Raw genomic sequence first — 19,637 nt, 5'->3', positions numbered from 1 at the left:
CAAGACAAGTCCAGACCAGTTGCAAATCAGGAAAAACATAATCTTGCACGAGTTGCGATACATCCTGATTCGTTATGACACGCGGGCAGTATGTTCTCTAACGGAGGAGGCGCGTTGTTTGCCACACTCCCAAGCGTCATGTTTTTTGCCTGTCACTTTTTATTGACATTTGTGAATACAGTTTGTCTTTTGCGCAATTACCAGTTGTTTGCCGCGTTGTCTGTCAACGCCAGGAGCGTGGGTGCGCTGGAGTTTCCCCTCTGTATTTTCCATAACGTCTGCAAGGCACTGGCAAATTTGACCATTGCGCTTTTTGGCACGGAGCTTGTCTCACCTCAGTCGTTTGGAACTCTAGACAATAATGTTCTTTCAATGAGTAGAAAGGGCAAGGGCGCTGGCGTAAACGAAGCGAGCAAAGGAGTATGGAACAGGTATCGACCATTCATTTCGCCGAATTTCGCGTGGATCTCGACAATGAACAGCTCTATCGCGGGCCGGACATCGTCGCCTTACCACCGAAAGAATTTCTGCTTAGGTTGGGCAACGTTTCGCGGTTGCCCAACTTACACCAACCGACCCTCTCATTTCCCCTTTCTCCCTATATCCTTTATCCATTTCACTCCTCTCCTTGCTATACTGAAGACGACAGACAGGAGGGTGGTCGTGGCGTTATCAGATGACATCGAACAACAGACACAAGTTCTTGGCCGTGAGATTTTTTCTCGCTTACAGACCGAGTCACCATCGGTTTTCCATTTTGCCTGGTGGGATGAGAAAATCCTTGACTGGTGCATGCACGATGAAACACTCAAAGTGCAAATGTTCCGTTTTATCGACGTGCTGCCGTTGCTGAAAACCGGCGATCAGGTCGCACGTCACTTACAGGAATACTTTCTTAATCATAAAGAGATTTTTCCCATCGCCGTGCAATGGGGATTGGACGTTGCCACGCAAAGCACCGCCGCGGCTCGTGCGGTCGCGCTCGCTGTGCGCCGTAATGCCACACGTATGGCGCAACGGTTCATTGCTGGAGCTACGGCAACAGAAGCACTCACCGCGATTCGTAAACTCCGACGCCAGAACTTTGCTTTCACGCTTGATCTGCTGGGCGAAGCCACATTGAGTGAAGAAGAAGCAGAGACCTATCAGCAACGTTATTTGACGCTACTACACTCGCTGTCCGAAGCCTCACGTCAATGGGAGCCCATTCCGCTAATCGATACTGACAATGGCGGACCAATTCCGCGCATCAATGTCTCAGTCAAGTTGACTGCACTGTATTCACAATTTGACCCGATCGATCCCCAACGCAGTTCCGCGCGAGTGAAGACTCGCTTACGACCGATCCTACGGGCGGCCAAAGAAGTCGGCGCGTCCGTGACGGTCGATATGGAGCAGTATCGTTACAAAGACCTCACGCTGCAGGTGTGTAAAGAGATTTTTGCCGAAGAGGAGTTTCGCACCTGGCCGCATGTCGGTGTCGTGCTGCAAGCGTATCTGCGTGAAACCGAACAAGATGTGCATGATCTGATCGCTTGGGCAAAAGAACGAGGCACACCGATCAGCGTGCGCCTAGTGCGTGGTGCCTATTGGGATTATGAAACAGTCATCGCTCAGCAACGTCACTGGCCGATTCCAGTATTTACGCGCAAATGGGAAACTGACATCAACTTTGAACGTCTCGTGACTCTGCTGCTCGAACATTCACACCTGCTGCGCCCCGCAATTGCCAGCCATAATATCCGCTCGATCGCATATGCATTGGCAACCGCGCGTGCACTCAAACTGCCAGAGCGGACGATCGAATTTCAGATGTTGTATGGCATGGGCGATGCCATCAAGGCAACGCTAGTGCAGCTTGGTCAGCGGGTGCGTGTCTACGCGCCCTTTGGTGAGTTGATTCCTGGCATGGGGTATCTTGTTCGTCGCTTATTAGAAAACACCTCAAACGATTCATTTCTGCGTCAAGGCTTTGTTGAACACACAGCCATCGAAGAGCTATTGCAGAATCCGTTCACTTTCGCTCATCGCAATGGAGAGCCGAATGGCAGAAGCGACACGGGACACGTGCAAGCAGCGTCTTCTTCCATCGATCATCTTTTTTACAACGAACCAGAGTACGATTTCGCCCAGGAAGAACCACGGCAACTTTTTACTGCTGCGCTTGCTCGGGTGCGGCAGGAAGTGAATCGCTTCTATCCGTTAGTGATCAACAATCAGGAAATCACCACTGAAGCGGAAATTGTGTCGCGTAATCCATCGCGTCCTGACGAGGTCGTCGGTCGCTGCGCACGGGCGCGGGTCGCCGACGCAGAGCGAAGTGTCCAAGTCGCGCGGCAGACGTTCGGGTCGTGGCGTGAGAGTTCCGCTGCTGAACGCGCGGACTTTTTGTTTCGGGCAGCAGAAATACTGCAAACCCGGCGTGCTGAACTCGCCGCATGGGAAATTCTTGAGGCCGGAAAAACCTGGCGCGAAGCTGACGCCGATGTTTGCGAAGCAATCGACTATCTCAAATACTATGGGCAAGAGATGCTGCGCCTCGCTCCGGCTCGCCAACTCGACGATCTTCCAGGGGAAACCAACGAGTATAGTTATCACCCCCGAGGTGTCGCCGTTGTAATTGCGCCGTGGAATTTTCCTTTGGCGATTCTCACCGGCATGACTGCTGCTGCTTTGGTTGCGGGCAACACCGTGATTATGAAACCGGCGGAGCAAACGTCAGTCATTGCTGCCAAGCTGATGGAGATCTTTCGCAGTGTTGGTTTACCTGCGGGAGTGCTCACGTACCTTCCTGGCCTCGGCGAGGAAGTGGGTGAATATCTGGTCACGCATCCACAGGTGAATCTGATTGCCTTCACTGGATCACAAGCTGTGGGTCTGCACATCAATGCTGTCGCAGCACAGAGCCGCGAAGGCCAACGCGGCATCAAGAAAGTCATTGCCGAACTCGGCGGCAAGAACGCAATCATCGTCGATGATGACGCCGACCTGGACGAGGCCGTCGTTGGCACCGTCGCTTCGGCGTTTGGCTATGCTGGTCAGAAATGTTCAGCGTGTTCTCGAGTCATCGTCTTGGAACAAGTGTATGAGACGTTTGTCAAACGTGTCGTCGAAGCAACACGCAGCCTGTGCGTCGGAGCAGCTGATGATCCAGGCAGTTTCGTGCCACCCGTGATCGATGAAGAAGCACAGCAAAAAATTCAGCAGTACATTCAGCGTGGCAAACAGGAAGCACGGCTCGTGTTGGAGATGCCAGCTCCGACCCCAGGAACATTCGTTGGACCAGTCATCTTTGCCGATGTGCCGCCACACACGACGATCGCGCAAGAAGAAATCTTTGGGCCGGTTCTCTCTATCCTTCACGCCCACGATTTTGCTGAAGCCCTCGCCATTGCCCTCGATACGCCGTATGCCCTCACTGGCGGTATCTATTCGCGTAGCCCTGCCCACATCGAACGCGCGCGACGCGAGTTTCGCGTTGGTAACCTCTATATCAATCGTAAGATTACCGGTGCGATTGTTGGCCGTCAGCCGTTTGGCGGTTTAGGGCTTTCTGGCATTGGCTCCAAAGCCGGTGGGCCTGACTATTTGTTGCAATTCCTTGAGCCACGTGTCGTGACGGAGAACACCTTACGGCGCGGGTTTGCGCCGCGGGAACAGGAAGAGCACGAGGAGTGATCTACGATAGGCAGCATCAACAGTTGACAGAGAGTGAGTCTGCATAGATCAAACGAAACTCAAGAAGTGTCGCCGATTATAGCGGAAGCGGAAGGAAGATGCGAAAACAGGCGCCACTTCCAAGCGTACTCTCTACTTCAACACGCCCGTTATGTGCCTCGACAAAGGTTTTCACAATAAACAGTCCTAGCCCGGTCCCATCTTGACTGCGCCCAACTGTGGGAGGGCGATACTTAAGGAAAAGAAACGGCTGATCTGCAGGAGCGATACCTGGACCAGTATCGCTCACTTCAACCAGAATGCCACGGGCATGCTGCGGCAATGTCACAGGCGACTCACGATCAGAACCTGTTTCAGGCTGCTCACTCCACAGCCGCGCCTGCACCGTGACACGCCCAGTTTCCGGTGTAAACTTCAAGGCATTGCGCACCAGGTTCGAAAAAACCCGCTCTAACGCTATTCCATCGGCTTGCAGCAATGGAAGTGTACTGGCAGTCTCAAGAGTAAGCGTAATATGGTGCCGTTGGGCGATTCCCGCGTACTGCTGAATGACTCGTCGCAGAATCGTGTCAATGGCAACGAGGGTCTTCTGGAAAGTGAACGCGCCAGTCTCAACCCGTGCGATATCAAGATAATTCGTAATCAAGGAAAGAATCGACTGCGCATTCTCGCGAATGCGTTGCACAAACTCGTCTTCCAGCGAAGCGGGGTGATCTTCCTGTTCTTGTTCGAGCAAATCGACATATCCCAAAATCGCGGCAAGGGGATTCTTAATGTCGTGCGCCAGCATAGCCAGGAAATCACTGCGTTGTCGCTCTAGCGCTTTTTTCTCGGAAATATCGCGAAAGATTCCTTGAAAGCCGACCGAGTTTCCATGTCGGTCACGAATCGCGCGGGTACGGCCTTCGACCGGAATAACGTGCCCATCCTTGTGAATGAGTGCGAGTTCGAAGGTCGATGGTGTCGGTTTATCGCCTGCGAGAAAGCGGTGTGTTCGTTCCTCCAAGTATGCGGCCGATGCAGCAGTGGCAACTTTGTTGGCAGGCTGGCCAATCAGTTCGCTCCGCGGCCTACCAAGCAAGCGCTCGGTCCCACGATTGACGCTCGTGAGCACGTTATCGAGGGTAAAAGTCGCGATCGCATCATTGGCATTCTCGAAGAGATTGCGGTACCGTTCCTCACTTTCTCGCAACTTCTCTTCGGCAAGCTTTCTTTCGGAAATGTCCGTTAACACGCCCCGTAAGCCAACGATTTCACCGTTACGTATAATCGGACGGCTGGCACTACGAATCCAACGGTATTCCCCTGACTTTGTTCGCGCTCGGTATTCAAAGGGATGAAAGTTCCCAGCAATCGTCTGCTGGAAGTCCTCGAATAGCTTGGGTAGGTCATCGGGGTGAATGAAATCAACAAAGGGTCGGCCAATCACTTCTTCCGGCGTATAGCCGCCAAATACCGTGACGACCGGACTCATGTAGGTCAGGGCCCCGTTCGCATCAACCGTATAAATGACTTCGGAAATATTCTCGACCAAGTCGCGGTACTTTTCCTCTGATTCGCGCAACGCGACTTCTGCTTCTTTTTGCGCAGAGATATTGCGAATAATGGTGGAGAAAAATTGCACGATCCCATCTGGTCCTTTATGCGCCAGAACTGCCTGTGATACTAATACTTCTCGCCCCTCACGGGTAAGGATCGCCGTCTCGCCACTCCATTGGCCAGTGGAGATCAGAGTTGGAAGAATATCGCTCAGTCGGATACGCACGTCCTCGGGATGAAAATGTAAGACGTTGAGCTCTGCCAGCGACTCATCTTCTCCGATTCCCAGCAATCGCCGTCCAGCACGGTTGAGGTACACCATCTGTCCACTAGGAATGACAATGCCGACACAATCCGTAGTCTCTTCAAGCAAAAATGTCTGGACTGCCGTTAGGTGGTTTTGGTTGTATTGCTCCGAGTTATCCATGTGATGGTTTCTTGTCTGCGACTCCTCTCTTGTTCAAGTAGTATAGTAAATTCTTGGGTACAGACAAAATTTTGACATCAGGCATTGTCCCTGCTCTAGCGAGGAAAAGTAGGGAACAACTCCCCTCAGGAAAGGAGCGGAATCTCCCGGAAAGAGAGAAGGTCCGGGCGGAGTGGAGCTAAAGGTTTGAAATTTGAGGAGAAAAGTCTCTCAGCCTCTAGCCGCGAGTCTTCCCCCTTACGCCTTATAATCACGCAACTTATTGCGTTCGACTTTACCCATCGCATTGCGCGGAATGGCCTCAAGAAAACGGTAAGCACGGGGACGTTTGTATGGCGCGAGGTCGCGTTCGGCTTTTGTTCGTAAGCGTGTTTCTAATGCAGCTTTATCTTCTCCTGGCCGTGGCACGATGAACGCCGTAATACGTTCGCCAAGATCGGGATCGGGAATCCCAGCGACCGCACACTCAACTATCCCAGCATCTGTCTCCAGTACGACCTCAACCTCTCCAGGAGTGACATTGCTTCCACCGACGATGATCAGTTCTTTCATGCGACCAAGAATGGCAACATAGCCATCAGCATCGATAGCCCCTAAGTCTCCGGTCCGAAACCATTTGCCATGAAATGCCGGCGCTGCTGCTTCCGGATTGTTCCAGTAGCCACCAAACACATTCGGCCCTGTGATCCAAATCTCGCCGGTTTCGCCGGACTGAAGCTGCGTGAGCGTTTGTGGATCAAAGATCCCAACCTCGACCCCAGGAACAGGTACCCCTACACTGCCAGGTTTCCACGGACCACGCAGCGGGTTGGAGGTGTTAATGACCGTTTCCGTCAATCCATAACGTTCAACGATCGGGAAATTGAAGTGTTCACGAAAGCGACGGAACGTCTCTGGTGACAATGGCGCCGAGCCGCAGGTGAATACTCGCATTGCAGACAATGACACCTGTGACTTCAATGCTGCGTCGGCATCGACCGCTTCAACCATCCGATGATACATCGTCGGTACACCCATAAAGACGCTGATGCGCTGGGGTCCGAAGGCGCGCAACACAACGGCAGGATCGAACCGCTCAAGCAATACTGCGGCATTCCCAACGTAGAGTGTACCGTACAAGCCGAGACCGAGACCATGTACGTGATGCGGTGGAAGCACGTGCAACAAACGGTCTGTGACTGCCATCTCCCAGGTATCAACCAGCAGTGCTTGCAAATTTGCGCGCACGTTGCCGTGCGTCAGCCCCACACCTTTCGGCATTCCAGTGGTACCACTCGTGAACACCAACAAGGCAATAGCGTCATCGCGACATTCGACTGGCTCGACTCCCGATGGCTGTGCTGGCAGCACCCGTGCAATAGGAATAACACTCGCAGGAAGGTTGCTGACATCACCCACCGCCCACCACGGCCCACGTACAGCGTTCAAGATCTCTGGGCTTCGCGTAATGGTTTCTGGATGAGTAATAGCGAGTTTTACTTCTGCCCGTTGTACAACAGCTTCAGTCTCACGAGCAGTGAGTGCAGGATTGAGCGGGACCACACCAGCACCGACACCCAAGATAGCTAGATGAGCGGTCACCAATCCTGAAGATTTGCCAAGGGAGAGGGCAACTCGATCTCCTGGACCAACACCAGCGGCTTGCAACGCCGCCATCCAGCGAGATGCTTCCTGACGCAACTCTTCACGTGTTTGCTGCCAGGAAATCGTTCCGTCTGGTTCGAGACGTTCAAGGACAGTTGCCGCAGTATTCTTCGTCAGATGATGCCAAAAATTTCGTGCCAAATTCATGGGGGCATTTTTTACCACACCACAATAAGAAGGGGCTAGAGGCTTGGGGCTAGGGACTGGTTCCTCCTCCCCACAAGCCCCAAGTCCCTAGCCCCAAGCCCCAAGATATCCCTAATATTGACAATCGAACGATAAGTGCGGTAGGCCAAACCATACCGACTCCACCTCTAGGAGACTCCTGATGGACCTGAACCGCACTCCCACCCGTCGTTTTACCACCCTACAACAGCAAGTCGCCTATGATGAACGGCTCAAGCGTGTCATGAACCTCATTCATGCCGCGAAGGACATCGACCAGATTCTCGTCGCTCTGCACGATGAAATGTTGAGTTTGTTTGATGCCGAACGCTCAGCGATTTATGCCGTCGATTACGATCGCAAAGAAGTCTACTCCAAATTTTCCGATCTCAACAAGATTCGCGAAATTCGTGTTCCTCTCGGGAATCAAAGTATTGTTGGGTTTGTTGCGACGAACTGCATTATCGTCAATGTCACCAATGCTTACGACAAAGCAGAACTCGCTCGCATCAGTCCAGCACTCGCCTTTGACAACTCATGGGATCAACGCAGCGGAATGCGTACCCGCCAGGTGCTGACCGTGCCGGTTTGTGCTCCTGCCACCAATGCCCTGACTGGCGTCATCCAACTGATCAACAAACGTGGTGCCGAACGCTTTACTCCTCTCGATGAACAGCGCGTACGAGAGGTTGCCCAAACCTTGGGAATCGCCTTACACAATCAATATCAGCTCCTGCGTCGAAAATCGGCAAAGTTCGACACGCTTGTCACCAATAACCTCTTGAGCCAGCAGGAACTCGATCTCGCCATCACTGAAGCGCGCGATAAACAGCGGCCACTCGAATCGATCCTCATGGAGACCTATCAAGTTCGCAAGCATGACATCGGCAATGCATTAAGTGCATTTTACCGCTGCCCCTTTTTCGACCCAGAAGAACAACTTGTGCTGGATCGAGCATTGTTAGAAAACTTGAATCTCAGCTACCTCAAAACTCATGGGTGGGTCCCACTGCACGAGAGCGACGACGAAGTCGAGATTCTTATCGATGACCCAACCGCGTTCACCAAGCGCCAAGACATTCAACGCGTCTTCCCCGCCCGGAAGATTCGCTATGTGGTAGGGTTGCTCGATGATATTGTCGCAGTACTCGACACCGCCCACCAAGAACGCGCTGCTCATGCACCAGTCTCTGCAATCCTGGGCCAACTTGCGGCTGAAGAGCAACAAGGAGGAACAATAAGCTCCGATACGGCCCTTGATGAGAACGACAGTGGCCTCGTACGACTCGTCAACCAGATCATTGCCGACGCGTATAAGGCTGGAGCGTCGGGTATTCACATTGAACCGCACGGACCGCAGCGTGAAGCCATGGTGCGGATTCGTGTTGACGGTCGTTGTGAAAAGTCACTCGAAGTGCCGCCCCAGTATCGTCGCCCACTCGCGTCTCGTCTCAAAGTCATGGCGCAATTAGACATCGCCGAACGGCGCAAACCGCAAGATGGTAAGATCCAATTTCGCCTCCCAGATCGCGAGATCGAGTTGCGTGCCGCGACCCTGCCTACAGCGGAAACAGACAACGAAGACGTCGTCTTACGCATTCTCACTGCCAAAGAACCGATACAGCTTGATAACCTCGGGATGTCCGAGCGTAATTTGCAGGAGTTCAAACGGGTTCTGCAGAAACCCTACGGTATGATTCTCTGCGTTGGTCCAACAGGCTCAGGCAAGACGACAACGCTGCACTCAGCTCTTGCCCAGCTCAACATGCCAGATCGCAAGATTTGGACGGCAGAAGACCCGGTAGAAATCACCCAGTATGGCTTACGACAATTGCAGGTACACCATCGTATAGGTCTCGATTTCGCCACTGCCATGCGTTCGTTCCTGCGAGCCGATCCCGACATCATCATGGTCGGTGAGATTCGTGACCGCGCTACGGCAGAGATCAGCATTGAAGCCTCACTGACCGGCCACTTAATCCTGAGTACATTACACACAAACAGTGCGGTCGAGACGGTAACCCGCTTGTTAGAAATGCAAATGGACCCATTCTTATTTGCCGACGCACTGCTTGGTGTCCTGGCGCAACGCCTCACTCGCACCATCTGCCGCAATTGCAAAGAACAATACCATCCAACCAAAGAAGAATATGACACGCTCGCGTATGGGTATGGTGAAGAAGCCTTTGCCCATCTTGGCATCATCTACAATGATGCGTTCCGTCTGACCCGAGGCAAAGGCTGTCAGGCGTGTCGTCACAGTGGTTACAAAGGTCGCATGGGTATCCACGAGTTACTCATCGCTACAGATGAAGTCAAACGACTCATCCACGCCCGCGCGCCGGTATCAGACATCTTGGCTGTTGCGTTAACCCAAGGCATGACCACCCTCGTACAAGACGGCATCATGAAGACGCTGCAAGGCTGGACTGATTATAAACAAGTCCAAGCTGTGGCGATGCGCTAAGAAAGCAGAAGATTTCCATTTTCGAGAAATTTTCAGGAAATGAAATGGGAAATATCCCTCGATACAACACTAAGTATTTTTTCCCACAATGACAATTTTAATCTTATATATCAAATATTTATGCATGTTATTGACTAGTCTTATATTTGGCATTATCTGGGAAATGAAATGGCTATTAAGTATGAAATTCCCAAGAACTGGATCGCTTACGACGTCAGGGAGGTAGCCTCTTTTCTTATTGAAGCAAAGGCTCAGGTCAGGGCTTTGACCACTCTACCCTACCAACGTGAATGGGTTGAGAAATTACAAGAGATTCAGCTCAAGCGTGAAGTCGCAGGAACTTCGCGAATCGAGGGGGCTGACTTTACCGAGCGAGAATTAGAAGAAGCGTTAAAAGAGAGTCCGCAGCAACTCCTGACTCGCTCGCAAAGACAAGCACACGCAGCAGTGCAAACGTATCGATGGATTGCCAAATTGCCAGAAGACCGCCCTGTTGATGAATACCTGATCCGTGAGGTGCATCGACGTATCGTAACAGGGGCAGACGATGATCACTGCCCTCCTGGCGAGCTTCGGCAAATTGACCAGAATGTCGTATTTGGAATGCCGCGACACAGGGGTATTGAAGGAGGCGAAGAATGCAAGAGTGCGTTCAAGAACCTTATGGAAGCAGTCCGCGGTCCATTCCAGGGCCATGACTCACTCATTCAAGCGTTAGCGCTTCATTATCACTTTGCCGCTATGCACCCCTTTCTTGACGGCAACGGGCGGACAGCACGTGCCGTTGAAGCGCTTATGCTTCAACGAGCCGGGCTGCGCGATAGCTTGTTCATCGCCATGTCGAATTACTATTACGATGAAAAGAATGCGTACCTCACAGCTTTAGCTGAAGTACGACACCGGGACCATGATCTCACTCCGTTTCTTATATTTGGTCTGAAAGGAATCTCTGTCCAGTGTGATCGTCTATCTGCGGAAATTCGTATCAACCTCTCCAAGGCGCTGTTTCGCAACACCATGTATGATTTATTCAATCGCCTGAAAAGCGAGAAGAAACGAGTCCTTGCTCAAAGGCAAATTGAGATTCTCAAGGTCTTGCTTGAGAAAGATTCTATGGAACTCTCTCAGTTGGATGATGAGATTTTCCGTCACTATCTACCTTTGAAAAACTTCAATAAAGCAATGTTCCGAGACCTGACTCAGTTAATTGCCCTTGGAGCAATTGAATGGGAAACAAGTAAGAGAGAGGGAAAAGACGTTTTTCGCATCAAGCTTCGCCTCCAGTGGCCAACTGAGATCACAGAAACTGCTTTTTTCGAGAAAGTCAAAAAACTTCCAAAGGCAAAGACATACCCAATTTTTCAGTAACTAGTGCCTCTGACTGGTCGGTTCTTATCCCTTCGAATCATTGGCACTTTTTCCCCAATCGCGCACAGTGAAAATAAGCCTGCCACAGGCCACCTAGGCAGAGCACCTACGCCAGCGAACAAGGAGGAGCTTATGACTTATGATGTTGTGATTAAGAACGGCACGGTCGTCGATGGTACCGGACAACAACCGTTTCGGGCTGATGTCGCCATTCAAGGTGATCGTATTGCTGAAATTGGCAAAGTCACCGATTCAGCAAAACGGACAATCGGCGCCGAGGGACATGTCGTCACTCCCGGTTTTGTCGATATTCATACGCATCTCGATGCGCAAATCTTTTGGGATCCGATTGCTTCTTCTTCGTGCTGGCATGGCATTACGTCTGTGGTGATGGGGAACTGTGGTGTCACCTTCGCGCCGTGCAAACCCGGAGATCGTGAATACCTCGCCCATTTAATGGAATCAGTCGAGGATATTCCCGCAGCCAGCATCATGGCTGGTATGCCGTGGCAGTGGGAAACCTACGGTGAGTATCTCAAGGCGCTCGATAACGTTCCGAAAGGCATGAACGTCGGTGGCATGGTTGGTCACTGTGCCGTGCGTTATTGGGCCATGGGTACGGAGAGCTTGGATAACAAGCCAGCGAATCCAGACCAGATTGCTCGTATGCACGACATCGTTGCTGAAGCCATCGCTGGTGGGGCACTCGGCTTCTCAACTTCGCGAACGATCCTCCATCGTACGCCAGAAGGTCAGCCGGTTCCTGGTACTTTTGCCGAACGAGACGAGCTGATGGGTATTGCTCGTGCTCTCGGCACACTCAAACGCGGACTATTCGAAGCCGCACCAGGGATCGATAGTGGACGTCCTGAGCATATCAAACGCGAAGTCGCTTGGATGACGGACGTGAGCCTTGCCACCGGACGCCCTGTCACTTTCGGTTTGGCACAGAGCCGTCCACATCCGACAGTGTTTGCTTCCATGCTGGATCAGATCAGTGAGAGTGCGAAACGAGGTGCGCAAGTGTTCGCGCAGTCAACCACACGCGGCATTGGCGTCCTGTTTGGTTTCGTCAATCGTACGCCATTTGATCGTGCACCTTCGTGGCGTGCGTTACGAACACTCAAGCTAGACGAGAAAGTTGCCAAACTGCGTAATCCTGAATATCGCGCCACTATGATTAAAGAAGCTTTGACTGATCCGCCACCAATCGATTTCAGCCAGATCTTCCTGCTCCCCAAAGGCGAAGCGCGCTACGATCATAAAGCAGACGAAAGCCTGGCTGCTCATGCGCAGCGTCTAGGCGTCAGCCCGGCAGAGGCTTTTATCACGCTGTCCATCGAACAGGACGGAAAAGCGGTGTTCAATTATCCGTTCCTCAACCCCAGCTTTGATGCAGTGCAAACGATGCTCGATCATCCACGGGTCGTGATCGGCCTGGGTGATTCTGGCGCGCACGTCGGCCAGATCATGGACTCAAGCTTGCCGACCTATTTCCTCAAATATTGGGTCAAGGAACGGCAACATTTCACGTTGGAACAAGCGATTCGTAAACTCACGCTCGACACTGCGCAACTCTTCGGCATTCAGGATCGTGGTGTGGTTCGTCAGGGTGCGTTCGCCGATCTCAACGTCATTGACTTCAATAACTTGCAGTTACCGGCCCCAACCTTCGTGCAAGATCTGCCGGCTGGTGGTAGCCGCTATATCCAGAAATCAGTTGGCTACAAGCATACGCTGGTCAATGGTCAGGTGTTCATGGATGGTCTGGAACACACGGGCACGTTTGCTGGCCGGGTGCTGTGGAGTGCGTAATTCCGAAGTGGAAACGGCGTAGTCTTTACCGTATTTTCAATCTTTCAACCCTCACCCTAGCCCTCTCCCTTCCAGGGAGAGGGAATATTCACAAGCTACGATCGCTTGTTTCTTTGTCGTTCCACCAGCACCACCCCAGTCCCACTCGCCTTGCACACCAAGATAGGCGCTTCGAGAACATCGGCCGCAGAGTCAGAGACATCCGGCCGCGGACGAATAACTTTCCAGGCCTGGAACTCGAATTTGCGCGAGGTGCGACCGACGTGCGTCACACGCCCATGCGCTTCGATATAGTCCCCAGCATACACGGGAGCAAGAAACTCAATCGCATCGTACGCGCGGAAGAGTCCTTCATCGCCATCAAGTCGAATACTCAGCTCGGTGCCGACATCACCAAAAAGCTGCAGCATGCGTGCACCATCGACAAGGTTGCCACCGTAGTGTGCGTCGTGGGCACTCATCCGTACGCGAATCATTGCGGTGGGAAGTCCGTTCACTGCATCAAGGTGTGGCATATGTCCTCTCACTTACTTGTGGTGCCATCAATGTTTTTGCCCCAGACATACTTTGCTAGCGGTAGCAGCGCGAGCCCGAGTATGACATTCACAAAACCATGCATGTTCCCTGCGCGAACCACCTCTACTCCTTGTAACACCCAGTAGACACTCAAGATAATGAGTCCGATTGCAGTACCTTTCATTGTAACTCCTTGCGGGAAACTTAGAGAGGTTGGCTATTCCATCGCTCTACTTCGACACGACAATCGTAGAACGTGCCACCACCACCAAGGTCCGTCAGTTTCGTTGAAGTGACATTGTTCACGTTGCCTTTGCCCCCAGACAACTTGTCCCACCAACCCCAGAACGTCGCGATTGTTCCTGGCGCAACATTGTGTGAGACTTTGAGCGGCATAACAAATGCCCCACGAGCATTGTAGACGCGCACTTCTTCGCCATCGTGCAGACCGCGGACAGCAGCATCCTGCGGATGCATCTCTATCGTTCGCGCTTCGCTTTCCTGACGGCGCATCACTGGCAGATGACCGTAGGAAGAGTTGAGTGAATCTTTATGTTTGCGAGGCAAGAAGTTAAGCGGATAAGGACCATCACTCAGAGTTTCATGTGGTAGGACGAAGCTTGGCAACGGGTCATGGCCATCACGCGCGAGCTTCTCACAGTAGAATTCAAACTTCCCCGACGGCGAATGGAAGCCGCCTTGCGCACGAGGGAGCAGCTCCGGTGCAGCCCGAGTTTTGAGAAAGGGTTGGCGAACAAACTGCTCGATGGGAATAGTTGGCTTCAGTGTTTCTGCCATCAGTTCTTCCGCGGTTGCATATACCGCAGGTTCAGTGATCCCTAAAGCTTTAGCAAGCAATTGGAAAACCTCAGCATTAGACTTTGCCTCACCGAGCGGTTCGATAATACGACGACTGAAACTGCCAAAGTCTCCACCATAGGCGAGGACGGCATCATCGTGTTCAAACGGCGAAGTCGCAGGCAACACAACATCTGCATAGTCAGCACTGTCAGTGAGGAACATATCGTGAACGACAGTAAACAAATCAGGCCGTTGCAATGCACGTCGTAGCGCTGGCTGATCTGGAAGCGAAGCGGCAGGGTTACAATTGTAGTTGTAGATCACCTTGATCGGAGGATCGAACGACGGATCGAGTAAGTGCTCAGCCACGCGCACCATGTTAATTTCGCGGGTACCGGTAGGAGAAAGATCGGGACGCATCGCTTTGCCGAGATCTTGCGCTGTAAACATGGCACCACCCAAGTTACACATGCCGCCACCAACCTCACGCCATGCACCGGTCTGCGCAGGAAGACAGGCGACCGCACGGATTGCTGCAGCACCGCCACCACTGCGTTGAATACCGATACCGATACGAATCGCTGCCGGTCGCGTGGTGGCAAATTCGCGGGCGAGACGTTGAATCGTGGCGCTCGGCACCTCACACGTTCGCGACAGTTCATCAAGAGAGAGGGAACGCAACCGTGCGGCAAACTGCTCGTATCCGATTGTGTATCGTGCAATATAGTCTGTGTCAGCAAGTCCCCCTTCTTCGATCACTTTCATCAGTGCCAACGCCAAAGCGGCATCGGTTCCTGGGCGGAGGAAGACGTGTTCATCGCATACGCGTGCCGTTCGCGAACGGTATGGATCAATCACAGTCAGTTTGGCACCCCGCTTCTTGGCTTCTTGGACGAGATGCCACACATGCATCCCCGTATTCAGCGGATTCGACGCCCAGAAAATAATCAGTTTGCTCTCAACCAGTCCTTCTGGGGCAAACCCCATGAACACATCTGAGTAGGCTAACGCGCCATAGAGGCCACCAGCACAGATGGTTCGCGCGAGAGTAGATGCCCCAAGTGCATGAAAGAAACGGCGATCGAGCCCGTTACTCTGATACACACCATTATTGCCACGATACGAATACGGCAGAATCGATTGTGGTCCATGCGCAGCAATCGCGTTCTGCATGTTGGTTGTAATGACTGCTATCGCATCATCCCAGGAAATACGTTCAAACTGCGCACCTGGGCCTTTAGGGCCGACTCGCCGCAGGGGATACAACAAGCGCTCTGGAGCATAGACACGGTCGAGGAATTTGTTGACCTTCGCGCACAGGGCGCCACGAGTGAAAGGATGCTCTTTACTCGCAGTAACCTTGATCGCTTTGCCGTTATCGATGGAGACATCCATTACGCAGGAATCGGGACAGTCGTGCGGACACGCCGAGTGAGCAACATGAGGCATAGAGAACCTCCTTGGCTCACGCCTCTACCACAAAATGCGTCGGGAAGTAACGAGGAATGTTGCCGGGGGTCAAGGCTACGACCGGAAACGTTGAACGAGCTGCCAGAGGGGAACCGTCATGAGGCCAGCCCTCGTACCACTGAGAGCACTACGAGAGGACGCCCTTGTTGGCACGTTCCCTTCATTACGTCGTCCAAGCAAAGCGCCAAAAAAGATCCAAATAGCAATCAGCGCCAACAGTGTGTGATGTAGGCCAGTGCGATTCCCACCGTACAACCCACTCCGTAACCCAAGGTATGGGCCGACCACCCAGCGCGTTTCGACGAACTGTCGATGCTCCCATGCCCAGAAGATCGCTAATGCCCGTTCCTCGGCGGTCTTCGGAGACGCCCCATCGGCAAGTCGCAATTCCTGGCCTGCCATACGCGCTTGGCGAGGCGTGTAGATCGGATCACGCCAGATGGCAGGCCACCACAAGGCCACAGCCACATACAAGAGGCGACCAATCCACAAGAGGGCACGAGAAGGCACGATCGGCATAGTGCACCAATACTCTTATCGACCGTCAAGCCTATTCTGGATTTCAGCACCAACGGAAGAATGTGCTGGAGTTGCGTAACCACAACAAGGCAGGTAAGAGAACTGCACTATTTGCGTAGGTAAAGGGGAAACAACCATGCAGCGTCGCGTACAGTCATTGATTGTCACAATCGCAATAGCTCTCTTCACCGTCTTTTTCCTCACCTCTCCACTCTTTGCCGAAGGCGGCTATCCGACGGGATACACGGCATCAAAACCCGCCGCCCAGGGGGAAACGAACGTGCTCGCCCGGTTCGGTGCCATTGTCACTTACATGAACGACAAACTAAACGCCTCGGGCGGCAGAGATTCTTCTCAGTGTTATCGTAACTGCCTCACCGCTGGCATGAACGAAGTTCTCAAATGCATTGAGGTCAAAAACACCTACGCGAGCAGCGAATCATGCGAGAAAGACGGTGCGCAGAAAATGAGCGTATGTGATCCGAAATGCCAATAACAGCCAAGAATAGAGGAGACAGGAGGTAGGAGATAGAATTGAAAAAGATGAAGCGGACTCACATAGCTTCTTCATCTTCTGTATTCTACCTCCTACATTCTCCCCCCTATCGAAAGTGTGGCATCACATCACGGGCAAAGCGCTCCATCGACTTCAACGTATCGCGGTGGTTCAAATTGCCAAAGTTAAAATAAAGAATTACCTCTTCAATCCCGGCAGCCTCACATTTTTTCAGGATCTCGATACAGGCTGCCGGATCACCCGTTACTAAACTCCGCTCGCCAAGCTGTTCTGGTTTCATACTCTTCAGTCGTTCAACAATATCGACAAAATAGGCGATATGCGGCGGCGCGGTTGCACGATCCTCTGGGAACGCCGGTAAGATCGAATGCAAGTAGTACAACAGGCGTTCTTTCGTCTTGAGTTCGTCGGCTTTACTATCCACCACATTGGTAAAATACGAGCACTTCGCGCGCGCATCACGGTGCCCGTGGCTCGCTGCCAGTTCTTTGTAGGTCCGCACGGCATCACCAACGCTGCCGAACATCATGGCTGCAGCGAACGGCGCGAATAACGTGTGAAACCCGTGTTCAGCCGCCATCTCGACTGTCGGACGACTAAAGCAGGCTACATAGATCGGCGGGTGCGGCTTTTGTACTGGTCGTGGTAAACACGTCACTGGTTCGGCAATCTTGTAGAACTTCCCGGCATAGGTGAACTCTTCCTTTGTCCAGGCAATGCGCATGAGATCAAGGCCTTCGGTGAAACGGTCACGACTTTCCTCAAACGCCACTTCGAACGCATCATACTCGCGCTTATCGTAGCCACGACCTGCTGAGAACACCGCGCGTCCGTCACTGAGCAAATCCAGCAACGCAAATTGCTCTGCTACACGGACCGGATGATCGCACGGAAGCAATACCGTCGCCGGTGCAAGTTGGATGCGTTTGGTTTTCGCCGCCACATAGGCGAGAAATGTCGCCGGAGCTGGTAAACAACCAAACAAACCGAAATGATGCTCTGGTACCCAGGCAGAGTTGTAACCCAGTTCTTCAGCGACCTGGCACTCTTCAAGCACTTCACGCAAGAACTGGTTAGGATCTCGGCGTTGCGCCCCGTAGGCTGGGGGATTGTCTGTGAGAGTGAAGTAACCAAACTTCATGCAGCATCTCCTTTGCTCAGCTCCAATAGCAGACTCTTGTCTCAATCCCAACTCCCAGATCCCATCGCTTTCCTATATTGCAACTTCTTGAGAAAAATGTGTTTCTTAAAAAAAGCCGGTTTTACGGAGGGTACCCATGCGTAAATATCTCGTTGCTGGATTATTTGGTCTCTCTGCGTTGATTCTCTTACACCTCTTTGCCACGCCTCCGGCTGTAACGCCCACCTGGACCGTTCAATTTCCCACTGCTCAAGGTTTGAAAGTTGGCGCGATTGTCGAAGAATCCGGCAAGCCGATTGGCAAAGTTGTCGCCGTTAAACCACACACTTCTTCAGACAATGGGAGAGGTGCTGACGTGATCGTCACGCTCGACCCCAATGGCCAGCAACGCTTGAAAGCAAGTTCCACCTTTCTGGTCGCACCGTCAACGAGCAGTAGCGAGCCCGGCCTGCGCTTGGTCGTTTTGGACGAGACGAGTCCCATGCTCCCACCTGGAAGTCACGTCAAAGGCGCAGACTCTGAGCTTGCCATCGAACTCAAGAAGCAGATTGCCGGACTCGACAGCACAGTTCGTGAGGTCGCACGTCAACTTGATCAATTCCGCGGCGCACTCGACAATGTGAGTAAATCAGAAGAAAAACGCAAGCTGGAAGAAGGCGTCGAGGGGCTTGCGGCTACCGTACGACGAGTACAAGACGATGTGACCCGTGTAGTCACGCAAGAACTCGCACGATGGAAGGCAATTTTCGAGAAGATTTTCCCGGCAGAAAAAGAAGCCGAGAAAACAGTGTAAGAAGCTGTTGATAAATTCCCTTGCGGCTGTTCCGATAGGTGGAGCCGTGCTTCGACAGGCTCAGCACGAACAGGAAAATCGCCGCGAATGTGTATGTTCTTCCGTTCACCCTGAACTTGTCGAAGGGTGGTTCGTGTTTTGCTTTCTTGATCTCAAATAGGATTGCTCTATCACCGAGCACTCCGTCGTTCCAACACCTCCAGCCGACTTGCCAACTTCTGCACAACCGATTGCAGGTCGCTTATCACTGCCTGTTGATCCCGAGCGCGGTGTTCATGGTGCGTTAACGCTCGCTCCTGCGCAATCGTGTACAGCGTCAACTCTTCGACCTTCGTCAGTAACTGTAACTGCATCTCCGTGAGATTCAGGCCCCCCTGCTGCGAGATATCCGCTGCCGACGGAATCCCAGGCAAGTGGCGCTCTTTCTCGACATAACTCGCCAGTTCCAGCAACGGGCGCAGCTTGTACTCTGGTGCGAAGCAGAGTTATATCGCATCAAGGGCAAGCTTGCGCTCGCAGGGGCTGGGGGCTGGAGAAGAAGAAAATCAAAAGTCAAATCGCAAAAGTCAAAAGGAACATGAGGATACGAGCTGGGAGCTGGAGACTGGTTCCTCCTCCTCCCAAGCCCCTAGCCTCTAGCCCCAAGTGGGCATCCCTGTAAAGGTCTGAATCTTTCATGATTTCGCGGGTTCTGCTGAGATAGGCGCGTGTCGTGGGGAGAAACTCAAGTTCAGGGAGAGAGAAGGGAACACGCGATGATCTTAGGAGCATGCTTTG

The 19,637-nt window shown here is 52.6% G+C and carries 13 protein-coding genes; 6 read left to right on the top strand and 7 right to left on the bottom strand.

Annotation, left to right across the window (positions count from 1 at the left end; genetic code table 11):
- Window positions 1-474: 474 nt before the first annotated feature.
- Window positions 475-3,678, top strand: coding sequence for an L-glutamate gamma-semialdehyde dehydrogenase (gene pruA / locus FJ147_11715; protein MBM4256546.1), 3,204 nt, complete (start codon window positions 475-477; stop codon window positions 3,676-3,678).
- Window positions 3,679-3,754: 76 nt separating this feature from the next.
- Here pruA and FJ147_11710 read toward each other — a convergent pair whose 3' ends face one another.
- Window positions 3,755-5,644, bottom strand: coding sequence for a PAS domain S-box protein (locus tag FJ147_11710; GenBank protein ID MBM4256545.1), 1,890 nt, complete (start codon window positions 5,642-5,644; stop codon window positions 3,755-3,757).
- A gap of 237 nt (window positions 5,645-5,881) precedes the next feature.
- Window positions 5,882-7,435 carry an AMP-binding protein gene (locus FJ147_11705; protein MBM4256544.1) on the bottom strand — a complete coding sequence of 518 codons (1,554 nt, stop codon included), beginning with the start codon at window positions 7,433-7,435 and terminating at the stop codon, window positions 5,882-5,884.
- Window positions 7,436-7,616: 181 nt separating this feature from the next.
- Between FJ147_11705 and FJ147_11700 the strand changes: the two genes are divergently transcribed.
- From FJ147_11700 to FJ147_11690, 3 genes are all read left to right on the top strand, one after another.
- On the top strand, window positions 7,617-9,920 hold the full coding sequence (locus FJ147_11700; protein ID MBM4256543.1) for a GspE/PulE family protein: 2,304 nt from the start codon (window positions 7,617-7,619) through the stop codon (window positions 9,918-9,920).
- A 168-nt stretch (window positions 9,921-10,088) separates the two neighbouring features.
- The gene (locus FJ147_11695) at window positions 10,089-11,288 is read left to right on the top strand and encodes a Fic family protein (GenBank protein MBM4256542.1); all 1,200 of its coding nucleotides are present in this window, start codon (window positions 10,089-10,091) and stop codon (window positions 11,286-11,288) included.
- A gap of 132 nt (window positions 11,289-11,420) precedes the next feature.
- On the top strand, window positions 11,421-13,103 hold the full coding sequence (locus FJ147_11690) for an amidohydrolase family protein (GenBank protein MBM4256541.1): 1,683 nt from the start codon (window positions 11,421-11,423) through the stop codon (window positions 13,101-13,103).
- 95 nt (window positions 13,104-13,198) lie between these two features.
- On the opposite strand, the gene FJ147_11685 is transcribed toward FJ147_11690, so the two are convergent.
- The 3 genes from FJ147_11685 to FJ147_11675 form a co-directional block, all read right to left on the bottom strand.
- Window positions 13,199-13,579: a 3-aminobutyryl-CoA ammonia lyase gene (locus tag FJ147_11685; GenBank protein MBM4256540.1), complete on the bottom strand. Its 381-nt coding sequence runs from the start codon at window positions 13,577-13,579 to the stop codon at window positions 13,199-13,201.
- 244 nt (window positions 13,580-13,823) lie between these two features.
- On the bottom strand, window positions 13,824-15,869 hold the full coding sequence (locus FJ147_11680; protein ID MBM4256539.1) for a molybdopterin oxidoreductase family protein: 2,046 nt from the start codon (window positions 15,867-15,869) through the stop codon (window positions 13,824-13,826).
- A gap of 75 nt (window positions 15,870-15,944) precedes the next feature.
- Window positions 15,945-16,409, bottom strand: a complete 465-nt coding sequence (locus tag FJ147_11675; GenBank protein MBM4256538.1) for a hypothetical protein — start codon at window positions 16,407-16,409, stop codon at window positions 15,945-15,947.
- 136 nt (window positions 16,410-16,545) lie between these two features.
- Here FJ147_11675 and FJ147_11670 point away from each other — a divergent pair, with 136 nt between their 5' ends.
- Window positions 16,546-16,905, top strand: a complete 360-nt coding sequence (locus FJ147_11670; protein ID MBM4256537.1) for a hypothetical protein — start codon at window positions 16,546-16,548, stop codon at window positions 16,903-16,905.
- A 106-nt stretch (window positions 16,906-17,011) separates the two neighbouring features.
- Here the strand turns inward: FJ147_11670 and FJ147_11665 are convergent, their stop codons facing one another.
- Entirely contained in the window at window positions 17,012-18,067 is a 1,056-nt protein-coding gene (locus FJ147_11665) for an LLM class flavin-dependent oxidoreductase (GenBank protein ID MBM4256536.1), read from the bottom strand.
- A 136-nt stretch (window positions 18,068-18,203) separates the two neighbouring features.
- Between FJ147_11665 and FJ147_11660 the strand changes: the two genes are divergently transcribed.
- On the top strand, window positions 18,204-18,860 hold the full coding sequence (locus FJ147_11660) for an MCE family protein (protein MBM4256535.1): 657 nt from the start codon (window positions 18,204-18,206) through the stop codon (window positions 18,858-18,860).
- Between the two features lie 170 nt (window positions 18,861-19,030).
- Here FJ147_11660 and FJ147_11655 read toward each other — a convergent pair whose 3' ends face one another.
- A complete protein-coding gene (locus FJ147_11655; GenBank protein ID MBM4256534.1) occupies window positions 19,031-19,312 on the bottom strand; it encodes a hypothetical protein in 282 nt (93 codons plus the stop codon).
- Between the last annotated feature and the right edge of the window lie 325 nt (window positions 19,313-19,637).

The sequence above is a fragment of the Deltaproteobacteria bacterium genome (genome assembly GCA_016874775.1).
GTDB lineage: Bacteria > Desulfobacterota > Binatia > Bin18 > Bin18 > VGTJ01.
Note: the sequence above shows the minus strand (reverse complement) of the source record. Positions and strands in the feature narration are given on the sequence as shown.